Below are 12,612 nucleotides of genomic sequence, written 5' to 3' on the forward strand. Positions count from 1 at the left end.
GGAGATGGGCTTCCGGTGACCGAAACCTCTTGATCAACGCGCGCAAGGGGGTGGGACAGGGTGGGGTGGGTGGGGTTTAGCGGGGGGCGAGGCGGGCGGCTCTTGCGTCGCGCTTCTCCTCGAAGCGGCTCGCGGCTCGGTCGAGGGTGTCGAGCTGGGCGGCGAGCTGCTCGCGGGCGGCTTCGCCGTCGGCGTCGAGGCCGGTCACGTTGAAGACGTCCCACTGGCGCAGCACCGGCTGCAACACCTCGTCGCGGTGCTGGCGCAGGTCGTAGATGCCGGCCAGGGCGATCGCCACCGACTTGCGGGCGAACCCGTCGATGCCGCTGCCCGGCATCTGGAAGTCGGCCACCACGTCGGCGACGGCCCGCATGGCCTGACTCGGAGCCAGCTCGAACGCGGCGGCGAGCAGGTTGCGGTAGAAGACCATGTGCAGGTTCTCGTCGGCGGCCACCCGGGCCAACAGCGCCTCGCAGGCGGGGTCGCCGGTGGCCTTGCCGGTGTTGCGGTGCGAGATCCGGGTGGCCAACTCCTGGAACGAGACGTACGCCAGCGAGTGCAGCACCTCGTCGCCGTGGGCGTTGGTGTAGCCCTCCGACATGTGCGTCATCCGGGCCCGCTCCAACGCCACCGGGTCGACGGCGCGGGTGACGGTCAGGTAGTCGCGGATCGCGACCCCGTGCCGGCCCTCCTCCGCGGTCCACCGGTGCACCCAGGTGCCCCACGCGCCGTCACGGCCGAACAGGGTGGCGATCTCGTGGTGGTACGAGGGCAGGTTGTCCTCGGTCAGCAGGTTCACGATCAGCGCGGTGCGGGCCACGTCCGGGATCGTCGAGTCGGTCGGCGACCACGCCTCGCCGCCGAGCGGCCCGTCGAAGGTGCGCCCCTCGCTCCACGGCACGTACTCGTGCGGGAACCACTCCTTGGCCAGCGAGAGGTGCCGGTCCAGGTTGCGGGCAACCACCGGCTCCAACTCGACAAGGAGGGCGGTCTGGCTAAGCGTGGTGCTGACGGTCACGAGAAACTCCCTACGGTGGCGTAACTTACGCTACCGTAGGTCCCCGCGGCCGTTAGCGCCAGTGGTGAGACTCATCCGACCGTCGGCTTCAGGTCCCCCAGAGGTGGCATCCACTCCTGCGCACCGGCCGTGACCTGCTCACCCGAGCGGATGTCCTTCACCTCGTCCGGCGCTCCGTCGACACCGGGGAACCAGACGTACGGGATGCCGCGCCGCTCGGCGTAGCGGATCTGCTTACCGAACTTCGCGGCGCTCGGCGACACCTCGGTCGGCACCCCACGCCGCCGCAGCGCCTCGGCGACCCGGTTGCTGGCCGTCCGCTGGTCCTCGTTGGTCACCGCGACGAGCACGGCGGTCGGCACCTCCCGGGAGACCGACAGCTCCCCCGCGCCGAAGAGCAGCCCGAGCAGCCGGGTCACCCCGATCGAGATACCCACCCCGGGGTACGAGACGGCGCCCGCGCTGGCCAGGTTGTCGTACCGGCCGCCGGAGCAGATCGAGCCGAACCGCTCGTAGCCACGCAACTGCGTCTCGTAGACGGTGCCGGTGTAGTAGTCCAGTCCACGGGCGATGCGCAGGTCCGCCACGCAGAGCCCGGGCGAGTGCTCGGCGGCGGTCTCCACCACCCGGACCAGCTCGTCGATGCCCTCGTCGAGCAGCGGGTCGCTCACCCCGAGCGCGCGCACGGCGTCCGCGAACGAGGCGTCCGGAGCGGAGATCTCGGCCAGCGCCAGGCACGCCTTGGCCTGCGCCTCGCTCGCCCCGGCGGTCTGGGCCAGCAGCTCGGCCACCTTCGCCGGGCCGATCTTGTCGAGCTTGTCGACCGCGCGCAGCGCCGCCTCCGGGTCGGTCAACCCGATGCCTCGGTAGAAGCCCTCGCAGATCTTGCGGTTGTTGACCTGGATCGTCACCGGCGGGATCGGCAACGACCGCAGCGCGTCCCCGATGACCAGGGGCATCTCCGCCTCGTGGTGCGGGGCCAGGGTGTCCCGGTCGACGATGTCGATGTCGGCCTGGACGAACTCCCGGTAGCGGCCCTCCTGCGGCCGCTCACCCCGCCACACCTTCTGGATCTGGTAGCGGCGGAACGGGAAGGCCAGCTTGCCGGCGTTCTCCAGCACGTACCGGGCGAACGGCACGGTCAGGTCGAAGTGCAGGCCGAGCTGGTCGTCGCCGCCCGCGCCGTCCGCGTCCGCGTGCAACCGCCGGATCACGTAGACCTCCTTCGAGGTCTCGCCCTTGCGCAGCAACTGGTCCAGCGGCTCCACCGCGCGGGTCTCCAGCGGCGCGAAACCGTACAGCTCGAAGGTGGCCCGGATCCGGTCCAGCACGAACTGCTCGATCATCCGCTGGCCGGGGGTCCACTCCGGGAAGCCGGAAATGGGCGTGGGCTTGCTCATCGGCGTACTCCTTGCGGTTCCGCGCCTGCGGCGCGGTGGTGTCGTGGGTCCGCGCGCGGCGCGGAGAAGGTCTAGAGGCCCCGGGTGGGCGCCGCCGGTCGGCCGCCGCCGACCTGCGCCACCTCGACGAGGTACGGGTTACTGACGCGCTCGCGGCCGATGGTGGTGGTGGGCCCGTGGCCGGGCAGCACGACCGTGTCGTCGGCCAGCGGAAGGATCTTGTCGCGCAGGCTGGTGAGCATGGCCGGCATGCTTCCGCCCGGCAGGTCGGTGCGGCCGATCGACCCGGCGAAGAGGACGTCACCGGAGAGGCACAGCTCGTCAGCCTCCCAGCCCGACCCAGCGCCCGGCAGCCGGAACAGCACCGACCCGCCGGTATGGCCCGGGGCATGGTCGACGGCGATCTCCAGACCGGCGAGGGTGAGGGTGGCGCCGTCGGTCAGCTCCGCCACGTCCTCCGGTTCGGTGTAGCTCAGCCGGCCCCCGAAGAGCGACGTCAGGTCGCTGGAGAGGCCCTTGGCCGGGTCGGCCAGCATCTCCCGGTCACCGGGGTGCACGTAGGCGGTGATGCCACGCGCGCCGCAGACCGGCGCGACCGAGAAGGTGTGGTCGAGGTGGCCGTGGGTGAGCAGCACGGCGGCCGGATGCAGGCGGTGCTCGGCGAGCAGCGCGTCGAGCTGGTCGAGCACCCCGATGCCGGGGTCGACCACCACGCACTGCTCCCCCGGCGCGGTGGCGACCACGTAGCAGTTGGTGCCGAAGGCGTCCGCGGGAAAGCCGGCCACGAGCACGGGCGCTGTCCTCTCCGTCGAGCAGTCGTCGTCCTGCCCAGCAGCCTAACGGGCGTGGCGAGGGACTTTGCCGCGTCCGCCTCAGGGGCCCCGCCGGGCACAGTGACAACACCCGATAAGCGCTGCTCGGGATGGGGTGGAACCTCGTACACCACATTCCCAGTCGCTAGCCGTACACTCTGGCGGGCGTGTGGCGCGACACACGTGACGCCAGGACGGGCCGGGACGCCCGGCCGCCGGCGACGACCAGGTAGAGGAAAGGGGAGCACGGGTGGCTTCCAGCAGGGACCGGCAGCGCAAACTGGCGCGGGCCAAGCTCGACCGGCAGTTGGCTCGCCGGGCCGCCGCCACACGGCGCCGTCGGCAGATCCAGGCCGGGGTCGGGGCCGCTCTGATCCTCGTGCTGGTCGTGGCCGGCTCGGCCTGGGCGCTCGGGGCGTTCGACTCCGACCCGAAGCAGAACACGGCGGCGGCGGAGACCTGCATCTGGACGCCGCAGGACGCGACGGCCAACACGAACCTCAAGGACGTGGGCACGCCGGCGACCAAGGACCTGCCCACCGACGGCACCCGGACGATGACGGTGACGACCGACCAGGGCGCGCCGATCACCGCCGAGCTGAGCCTGACCAACTCCCCGTGCGCGGCGGCGAGCATCGCCCACCTGGCGAGCCGGTCGTTCTACGACAACACCAAGTGCCACGAGATCACCGCGGAGGGCGCGTTGCGCTGCGGCGACCCCAGCGGCACCGGCCTCGGTGGGCCGACCTACTCGTTCTACGACGAGGAACTGCCGACCGTGCCGTCGGCGTCCCCGTCGGCCAGCCCGGCCCCCGGCCAACCGCCGACGTACCCGAAGGGCACCGTGGCGATGATCTCCAACCCGCCGGGCAGCAACGGCAGCCAGTTCCTGCTCTTCTTCAAGGACTTCACCACCACCGACCCGAAGTTCCCGGTGATCGGCCGGGTGACCGGCGGACTGGACGTGGTGGAAAAGATCGGCGCCCTCCCGACCGTGGACAATGGGACCGGGGTCAAGGTCAAGCCCAGCACCGACGTGACGATCCAGAGCCTCACGGTCGGTGAGCCGGTCACCGGTGCGGCGCCCCCGGCCAGCGGCGCTCCGGTCAGCAGCCCGAGCGCCGGCTGACCGGTCGCCACCACCCACCCAGTCGGCACTCAGCAGCAGACAGCCAGGAGGATCCAGGCGTGACGTCCACCAGAGAGCGGCAGCGCGCGGCGGCACGCGCCCGGCTCGAGAAGGAGATGGCCGAGCGCTCGGCCAAGGCCCGCAAGCGCCGGCAGACGCAGGCGATCGTCAGCGCGGGTGCCGCGCTGGTGCTCGTGGTCGCCGGCACCGTCTGGCTGGCGGTGAGCCTGGGCGGTGACGACGACAAGCCCGCCACCAACGCCGCCGCGCCCGGAGCGTCCGAGTGCGCGTTCAACGCACTGCCCACCGAGCAGCGGCCCCCGCAGATCAAGGACGTCGGGGTGCCGAGCAACGAGCAGTCCGGCACCGGTGTGCAGACCATGACGATCGACACCAACCTCGGTCCGATCACCGCCAAGGTCGACCGTTCGCTGGTGCCGTGCACGGCGGGCAGCTTCACCTACCTCGCGGAGAAGAACTTCTTCGACAACACCAAGTGCCACCGCCTGGTGACCGAGGGCATCAAGGTGTTGCAGTGCGGCGACCCCAGCGCCACCGGCAACGGTTGGCGGGAGACCGACGGCCAGGGCGGCCCGAGCTACCGCCTGCCCGAGGAGAACCTGCCCACCGACAAGCGCCCTCCGTACCCGGAGGGTGTCATCGCGATGGCCAACTCCGGCCAGCCGGGCAGCACCGGCAGCCAGTTCTTCATCGTCTACGGCGACTCGCCGCTGGACCCGGCGTACACGGTGCTCGGCACCATCACCGGTGGTCTGGACATCGTCAAGGACGTGGCCAAGGCCGGTGACGACGGGGCGTTCGCCCAGCAGGCCGGTGGTGGCCACCCGAAGAAGGAGGTCATCATCAAGGACCTCACCATGAGCAACCCGCAGGGCTGACACCCGAGCGACGACGAAGCGCCCGCCGGCTGAGCCGGCGGGCGCTGTCGTTTACGGGGTACGCGTCGAGCCCCGGGACTGATCCGGTGGGCGTCAGGCCCCGGAGGTGACCCGGTAGGCGTCGAAGACGCCGTCGACCTTGCGGACCGTGGCCAGCAGATGGCCCAGGTGCTTCGGGTCGGCCATCTCGAAGCTGAACCGGCTCACCGCCACCCGGTCGCGGGTCGTGGTGACGGTGGCGGAGAGGATGTTGACCCGCTCGTCGGAGAGCACCCGGGTGACGTCGGCCAGCAGCTTGTGCCGGTCCAGTGCCTCGACCTGGATGGCGACCAGGAACGTCGAGGCGGAGGTGAGCTTCCAACTCACCTCGACCACCCGCTCGCTCTGCGCCCGCAGGTCCTCGGCGTTGGCGCAGTCGTCGCGGTGCACGCTCACCCCGCCGGAGCGGGTGACGAAGCCGAACACCGAGTCCGGTGGGACCGGGGTGCAGCAACGGGCCAGCTTGATCCAGACGTCGCTGACGCCCCGGACCACGACACCGGGGTCGCTGCTGCTCTGCCGGCTGCGTGGTGGCCGGGTGGCGACGGCGGTCTCGGCGATGTCCTCCGCCGCGCCCTCCTCGCCGCCGTACGCGGCCATCAGCTTCTGCACCACCGACTGCGCGGAGACCTGACTGTCGCCGACCGCCGCGTACAGCGACGCCACGTCGGCCAGGTGCAGGTCCCGGGCGATCGACATCAGCGCGTCGGAGGTGAGCATCCGCTGCAGCGGCATGCCCTGCTTGCGCATCGCCTTGACGATCGCGTCCTTGCCGGCCTCGATCGCCTCCTCGCGGCGCTCCTTGTTGAAGTACTGGCGGATCTTCGTACGCGCGCGAGGGCTCTTGACGAAGCCGAGCCAGTCCTGCGTCGGGCCGGCGGTCTCCGACTTGGAGGTGAAGATCTCGATCACGTCGCCGTTGGACAGCGTCGACTCCAGCGGCACCAGCTTGCCGTTGACCCGCGCGCCGATGCACTTGTGCCCGACCTCGGTGTGCACCGCGTACGCGAAGTCCACAGGCGTCGAGCCGGTCGGCAGCGGGATGACGTCACCCTTCGGGGTGAAGACGTACACCTCCTGGCTGGACAGGTCGAAGCGCAGCGCGTCCAGGAACTCGCTGGGGTCGGCCGCCTCACGCTGCCAGTCGAGCAGTTGCCGCAGCCAGGTCATCTCGTCGATGTGCGCGGGCGGGCCGACGATCTGGGTGCCCTTGTGCTCCTTGTACTTCCAGTGCGCGGCGATGCCGAACTCGGCGGTGCGGTGCATCGCGTACGTGCGGATCTGCATCTCCACCGGCTTGCCGGTGGGCCCGATGACCGTCGTGTGCAACGACTGGTACATGTTGAACTTGGGCATGGCGATGTAGTCCTTGAACCGGCCCGGCACCGGCTGCCAGTTGGCGTGGATCACACCCAGCGCCGCGTAGCAGTCCCGAACCGTGTCGACCAGGATCCGCACGCCGACCAGGTCGTAGATGTCGTTGAAGTCGCGACCCCGCACGATCATCTTCTGGTAGATCGAGTAGAGGTGCTTCGGCCGACCGGTGGTCTCCGCCTTGATCTTGGCGGCCTTCAGGTCGGTGCCGACCTTCTGAGTGACCTGCCGCAGCAGCGACTCCCGCTGCGGCTGGTGCTCCCCGATCAGCCGGTTGATCTCCTCGTAGCGCTTCGGGAACAACGTACCGAAGGACAGATCCTCCAGCTCCCACTTGATCGTGTTCATACCGAGCCGGTGCGCGAGGGGCGCCAGGATCTCCAGCGTCTCCTTGGCCTTCTGCTCCTGCTTGGGGCGGGGCAGGAAGGTCAGGGTGCGCATGTTGTGCAGCCGGTCGGCCAGCTTGATCACCAGCACCCGAGGGTCCTTGGCCATCGCCACGACCATCTTGCGGATCGTCTCGGCCTTGGCCGCGTCACCCAGCTTGACCTTGTCGAGCTTGGTGACGCCGTCGACCAGCAGGGCGACCTCGCCGCCGAAGTCGGCGCGCATCTGGTCGAGAGTGTATTCGGTGTCCTCGATGGTGTCGTGCAGCAGCGCGGCGACCAACGTGGTCGTGTCCATCCCCAGGTTGCCGAGGATGGTCGCCACGGCGAGAGGGTGGGTGATGTACGGGTCACCGGACTTGCGGTACTGCCCGGAGTGCCACCGCGCGGCCGTGTCGAAGGCGCGCTGGAGCAGCCGGGCGTCGGCCTTGGGGTGGTTGTCCCGGTGGCTCGCGATGAGCGGCTCCAGCACCTCGCTGACCTGCGAGGTCTGCCAGGGCGCGTTGAACCGGGCCAGCCGGGCCCGCACCCGCCGGCCGGTGGGTGCGTTGGACAGCCCGAAGCCCCCGCTCGGCGACGGGTCGATGCCCGCGTCCGTCGGGAACGGCACCACCACCCCGTCGGCGCCGGGCGACGCCTCGGCACTCGGCGGGGCGCTGATCGGGCGGGCCGTGCTCTCGCCCGCAGCCCTGCTGGAGCCGTTGCCGGTGCCCGTCACCCGGGCCGGCACGTCGCCTGTCCGGTCGGTCACCGAGCCGTCAGCGTCGCCTGTCGGGTGCACCGTGCCCTCCGCCGGAGGGACGACATCGTGGGACACCGGCCTCCTCACCGCTCGCCGGAAACACACCGACCGAACATCGGCCGGCCTGGTCTCGCCTCGCCGGACGTACGCCGGGCTCAGCAAAGGGCAATGCTACCCGCACGGACGGCCCCCTGCCGCTCCGCCGGACGGTCGGCACCGGCTCCACCTCGACGGACCTGGCATCAAACGGTCAGCGACGCGTCGACCGACTCAAACGGTCAGCAGGGCATGGACGGGACGCTGCGCCAGCCGCTCCCGCCCACCCAGGAATCCGAGTTCCAGCAGCACGGTGAAGCCGGTGACGGTCCCACCGGCCCGCTCGACCAGATCCAGCGTCGCCTCGGCGGTGCCGCCGGTGGCCAGCACGTCGTCCACGACCAGCACCCGGTGCCCGGCCGTGAAGGCGTCCTCGTGCACCTCCAGGGTGGCCTCGCCGTACTCCAACGCGTAGGAGACCGAGTGCGCCGGGCGGGGCAGTTTGCCCGCCTTACGCACCGGCACCACGCCGACCCCGGCCGCGTACGCGACGGCTGCGGCGACGACGAAGCCACGCGCCTCGATGCCGACCACCACGTCGAAGGCGTCCCGCCCGTGGTACGCGACGATCCCGTCGACCACCTCACGGAAGACCTTCCCGTCGGCGAACAGCGGCATCAGGTCCTTGAACAGGACGCCGGGCTTGGGGAAGTCGGGCACGTCCAGCACCCGGCTGGCGACCAGTCGGGCGGTCTCCGGGCCGCTGTCCCCGCGCGCCTCGGTGCTGTGGGTCTCCGTCACGGCTGTTCCGCTCTCCTTCAAAGACGACGGCGTCCGGCAATGCTGCTCGCTCGCACAGCATGCCGGACGCCGTTCGGGTGTTTCCGTTCGGGTGTTTCCGTTCGGGTGTTTCCGGTCAGGTCAGCGCCGCTTGGCGCCACCCGGCCGGTTGCCGCCGCCACCAGGGCGACCGCCTCGGGCTCCGGTTGGCCGCTTGCCTGCCGGCCGTGCGCCCACCTTCGGGGCGGCGCCGGCCAGCGCGGCGGCGTCCGGGTCGAGCGGCTCGTCGGCCGCGTCGGCCTGGGCCGCGGGGCTCGCGGCAGCACCCTTGCCGGTGACCTCGCCGCGGGCGAGCCCGCCCCGCCGGGTCAGGACGCGCTTGTTGTGCGCCTGGATCCGCGGGTCGTAGTTCTTCAACAGCGCCAGCAGCGGCGTGGCCACCAGGATGGAGGTCAGGAACGCCACCGCCATACCGACGAACAGCACCAGACCGAGGTCCTTCAGCGTGCCGGCGCCGAGCAGACCGGCACCGATGAAGAGCAGACCGCCGACCGGCAGCAGGGCGACCACCGAGGTGTTCAACGACCGCATGAGGCTCTGGTTGATGGCCAGGTTGGCCGCCTCGCCGTACGTCTGGTTGTTGTTCGCGGTGATGCCGCGGGTGTTCTCCTGGACCTTGTCGAAGACCACCACCACGTCGTAGAGCGCGAAGCCCAGGATCGTGAGGAAGCCGATGATCGTCGACGGGGTGACCTCGAAGCCGACCAGCGAGTAGATACCGGCGGTCAGGATCAGGTTCGTGATCAGCGAGGCGACCGCGGCGACCGCCATCCGCCACTCGAAGCGCAGGATCAGGTAGACCATCACCAGCGCGATGAAGATCACCAGACCGAGCACGGCCCGCTCGGTGACCTGGCTGCCCCACGCCTCGCTGACCTGGTTGCTGCTGATCTGGCCCACGTCGATGCCGAGGTCCTCGGCGATCTGGGCCTTGACCGCGGTGGTCTGGTCGGCGCTGAGCTGCGGGGTACGCAGCTCGTAGGTGTCGCCGCCGGTGCCGCCGACCTTCTGTGCGGTGACCACCTCGATGCCGGTGTTCTCCGTGGCGAGAGCCGAGTTGACCTCACGCTCGGCGTCCTCGAGGGTGCCGACGCTGGCCGGCACCTGGAACGAGTTGCCGCCGGCGAACTCGATGCCGAGGCTGAAACCGCGCAGCCCGAAGCTGAGGATCGCGATCAGGATCAGGACCCCGGCGACGCCGAACCAGAGCTTTCGGCGGCCGACGATGTTGAGACCGGCCTCGCCGTTGTAGAGGCGGCTCGCCAGACCGTTTTCAGCCATCTCAGGCCTCCTTGGCGCGCGGGTTGCGGGGCTGCTGAGTCGGCTGGTTGCGAGCCGGGAGCGCCCGGCCCAGACCGCTGACCCGCGGGGACAGGAACGCCCGGGTCCGGGCGAACATCGTCATGATCGGGTGCCGGAAGAGGAACACCACCACGAGGTCCAGCACCGTGGCCAGACCGAGTGCGAAGGCGAAGCCCTTGACCGTGCCGACCGAGACCACGTAGAGCACCACTGCGGAGAGCAGGGTGATCGCGTTGGCCGAGATGATCGTCCGACGGGCCCGGATCCAGGCACGGGGCACCGCGCTACGCGGACTGCGCCCCTCGCGGATCTCGTCCTTCAACCGTTCGAAGTAGATGACGAACGAGTCCGCCGCCACACCGAGTGAGACGATCATGCCGGCGATGCCGGCGAGGGTGAGCGTGAAGCCGATCTGCCGGCCGAGCACCACCAGCGCGCCGAAGACGAGCAGCGCGGAGAGGATGAGGCTCAGGAAGATCACCGAGCCGAGCAGCCGGTAGTAGAAGAACGAGTAGATGATGACCAGCAGCATGCCGATGCCGGCCGCGAGCAGACCGGCGCGCAGGTGGCTGGCACCCAGCGTGGCGGTGACGTTCTGCGCTTCCTGCTGCTCGAAGGTCACCGGCAGCGCGCCGTAGCGGAGCTGGCCGGCGAGGGTGCTGGCGTCCTTCTGGGTGAAGGTGCCGGTGATCTGGGAGTTGCCGGTCAGCACGCCCTGGATCTCCGGGGAGGAGACGATCTCGTTGTCCAGCACGACGGCCACCCGGCACTTGCCGTCCTGGCCCAACGCGGTCGCGTCGCAGGCCTGGCCCTCGTTGTTGAACGCCTCACGGGTCAGCGCGGTCCACTTGCCCTGGCCGTCGCCGGTGAAGTCCAGGCTGACCACCCAGGAGTTGGTCTGGTCGAGCACCGCGTCCGCGTCGGACACGTCGGTGCCCAGCACCTTGGCCTGGTCGAGCAGGTACTTCGAGGCGCCGTCCTCGCAGGAGACCACCTGCTGCTTCGCGTCGGAGATCGACGCCGGGGGACGCTGGTCGAGCTGCGCGCAGCCGATCGTCGGCACGTTGAACTGCATCTGTGCCGGCAGCACGGCCACCTCTCGCGGCGTCAGCGTGCCGAACGGCTTGAGCTTGTCGGCCAGCGACGGGTCGGCGGTCAGGTCGGCCGGCCCCTGCAGCCCGTTGGCGGCCTGCCACGAGGCGGCGCCGACCTTCTGCTCGACGGCCTTGCGCTGCTCCTCGATGCTGGCCGGCACCGGCTCCTCGCTGGCGCTCGGCGAGGGCGCGGCGGCACTCGGCGAGGCGGAGGCCGACGGGGTCGGCGTGGCGCTGGGCGACGCCGGGGCCATTCCACCCTGACCGCCGCTGGGGGACGCGGTCGCCTTCGGCGCGCCACTGCCCGACGGGGTCGGCGACGCGGCACCGGACGGGGTCGGCGAGGCGGCACCGGACGGCGTCGGCGTGGCGGCCGGCGGTGGCACCGCGGCCGTCCCGCTGCCGTCGGCGGCCTTGAGCACCTTGCGGAAGCGCAGCTCAGCCGCTTCGCCCACGTCGTCGAGGTTCCGGTTCTCACCGGGCAGGGAGATGACGATGTTCCGGTTGCCCTCGGTGACCACCTCGGCCTCGGCCACGCCGAACGCGTTGACGCGGCTCTCGATGATCTGGCGGGCCTCCTCGAGGTTCTCCGCCGTCGGGGGCTTGCCGTCGACGGTGTTGGTCGCCTCCAGCGTCACCCGGGTCCCGCCGATGAGGTCCAGACCGAGCCGGGGCTCGAGCCGGTCCTTCAGGCTGCCGCTGGCACCCGAGAAGAACACCAAAAGATAGAGGACGACGAAGATGAACCCGAGCACGGCGAGCTGCCGCCCGGGGCGCATCTGTCCCTGAGGTGGTGCCACGGCTGTCCTGTCTCCCTGTACGGTCGCGCCGCTCTACGCAGCGACGGCGGTGCCGGGCCGGTGATCCCGCCCGACGGGTCTGCCTTGAGCCGACGAGATGCCGACACGAGGACCGGGCACCCGGCGCGAATCGCCGACGGTAACGGGAACGTGCCGACGCCCGGCGTCGACCCAACTATCCAGTTTTCACGTCTCGTCCGCTGCCCCGTCCGGGCACAGCGACCCGGAAGCCGGGTGGGCCGGCCGTACGCCGGACCCAGCCACCGGGAGGAGACGGTCAGTCCTTGGCGGTGTCCGCGTCCTCGGTGACCGGCTCGCTCGGCAGCTCCGCGCGGGTGACGACCCGGGCGATGGCCGGACGGGCGTAGCGGGTCTGCACGCCCGGTGCGACCTCGATCAGGACGGTGTCGTCCTCGATGCCGGTGACCGTGCCGTAGAGCCCACCGATGGTCACGACCTCGTCGCCGGGGCCGAGGCCGGACTGCATCGCCTCCGCCTCCTTACGGCGCTTCTGCTGGGGCCGGATCATCATGAAGTACATGACACCGAAGAGCAGGGCGATCATCAGGATCGGCGTGATACCGCCGGCCCCGCCACCCGCTGCTGCGTAAGGCACGGTTACTGACCTTCCCATTGGCCGCCATCCCGGCACCGGGGGTGCCGGAGCGGAGGCGGATTCTCACGTCCTGTACAGACCGCGGCGAAGTCTAAACCCTGCACCTGAGAACACCGAATGCGGCA

Annotated in this window: 10 protein-coding genes; 2 read left to right on the forward strand and 8 right to left on the reverse strand. The window is 70.5% G+C overall.

Annotated features, from left to right (window positions below; translation table 11 throughout):
• Nucleotides 1-76 precede the first annotated feature (76 nt).
• The 3 genes from ABGB10_RS19650 to ABGB10_RS19660 all read right to left on the reverse strand — a co-directional run bounded on the left by ABGB10_RS19650 (nt 77) and on the right by ABGB10_RS19660 (nt 3,209).
• Nucleotides 77-1,018: an acyl-ACP desaturase gene (locus tag ABGB10_RS19650; RefSeq protein ID WP_347662300.1), complete on the reverse strand. Its 942-nt coding sequence runs from the start codon at nt 1,016-1,018 to the stop codon at nt 77-79.
• 71 nt (nt 1,019-1,089) lie between these two features.
• Entirely contained in the window at nt 1,090-2,418 is a 1,329-nt protein-coding gene (hisS, locus tag ABGB10_RS19655) for a histidine--tRNA ligase (protein ID WP_347662301.1), read from the reverse strand.
• Between the two features lie 71 nt (nt 2,419-2,489).
• The gene (locus ABGB10_RS19660) at nt 2,490-3,209 is read right to left on the reverse strand and encodes an MBL fold metallo-hydrolase (RefSeq protein WP_347662302.1); all 720 of its coding nucleotides are present in this window, start codon (nt 3,207-3,209) and stop codon (nt 2,490-2,492) included.
• 271 nt (nt 3,210-3,480) lie between these two features.
• On the opposite strand from ABGB10_RS19660, the gene ABGB10_RS19665 reads away from it, so the two are divergent.
• Nucleotides 3,481-4,359: a peptidylprolyl isomerase gene (locus tag ABGB10_RS19665; protein WP_347662303.1), complete on the forward strand. Its 879-nt coding sequence runs from the start codon at nt 3,481-3,483 to the stop codon at nt 4,357-4,359.
• 59 nt (nt 4,360-4,418) lie between these two features.
• Nucleotides 4,419-5,258, forward strand: a complete 840-nt coding sequence (locus ABGB10_RS19670) for a peptidylprolyl isomerase (protein WP_347662304.1) — start codon at nt 4,419-4,421, stop codon at nt 5,256-5,258.
• Between the two features lie 93 nt (nt 5,259-5,351).
• Here ABGB10_RS19670 and ABGB10_RS19675 read toward each other — a convergent pair whose 3' ends face one another.
• From ABGB10_RS19675 to yajC, 5 genes are all read right to left on the reverse strand, one after another.
• Nucleotides 5,352-7,874 carry a bifunctional (p)ppGpp synthetase/guanosine-3',5'-bis(diphosphate) 3'-pyrophosphohydrolase gene (locus ABGB10_RS19675; protein ID WP_347662305.1) on the reverse strand — a complete coding sequence of 841 codons (2,523 nt, stop codon included), beginning with the start codon at nt 7,872-7,874 and terminating at the stop codon, nt 5,352-5,354.
• Nucleotides 7,875-8,069: 195 nt separating this feature from the next.
• Nucleotides 8,070-8,636, reverse strand: a complete 567-nt coding sequence (locus ABGB10_RS19680) for an adenine phosphoribosyltransferase (RefSeq protein ID WP_278145000.1) — start codon at nt 8,634-8,636, stop codon at nt 8,070-8,072.
• A 120-nt stretch (nt 8,637-8,756) separates the two neighbouring features.
• The gene (gene secF / locus ABGB10_RS19685) at nt 8,757-9,956 is read right to left on the reverse strand and encodes a protein translocase subunit SecF (protein ID WP_347662306.1); all 1,200 of its coding nucleotides are present in this window, start codon (nt 9,954-9,956) and stop codon (nt 8,757-8,759) included.
• 1 nt (nt 9,957) lies between these two features.
• Nucleotides 9,958-11,871: a protein translocase subunit SecD gene (gene secD, locus ABGB10_RS19690; protein ID WP_347662307.1), complete on the reverse strand. Its 1,914-nt coding sequence runs from the start codon at nt 11,869-11,871 to the stop codon at nt 9,958-9,960.
• Between the two features lie 277 nt (nt 11,872-12,148).
• Nucleotides 12,149-12,505: a preprotein translocase subunit YajC gene (gene yajC / locus ABGB10_RS19695; RefSeq protein WP_347662308.1), complete on the reverse strand. Its 357-nt coding sequence runs from the start codon at nt 12,503-12,505 to the stop codon at nt 12,149-12,151.
• Between the last annotated feature and the right edge of the window lie 107 nt (nt 12,506-12,612).

This window comes from Micromonospora sp. B9E7 (assembly GCF_039871815.1).
GTDB lineage: Bacteria > Actinomycetota > Actinomycetes > Mycobacteriales > Micromonosporaceae > Micromonospora.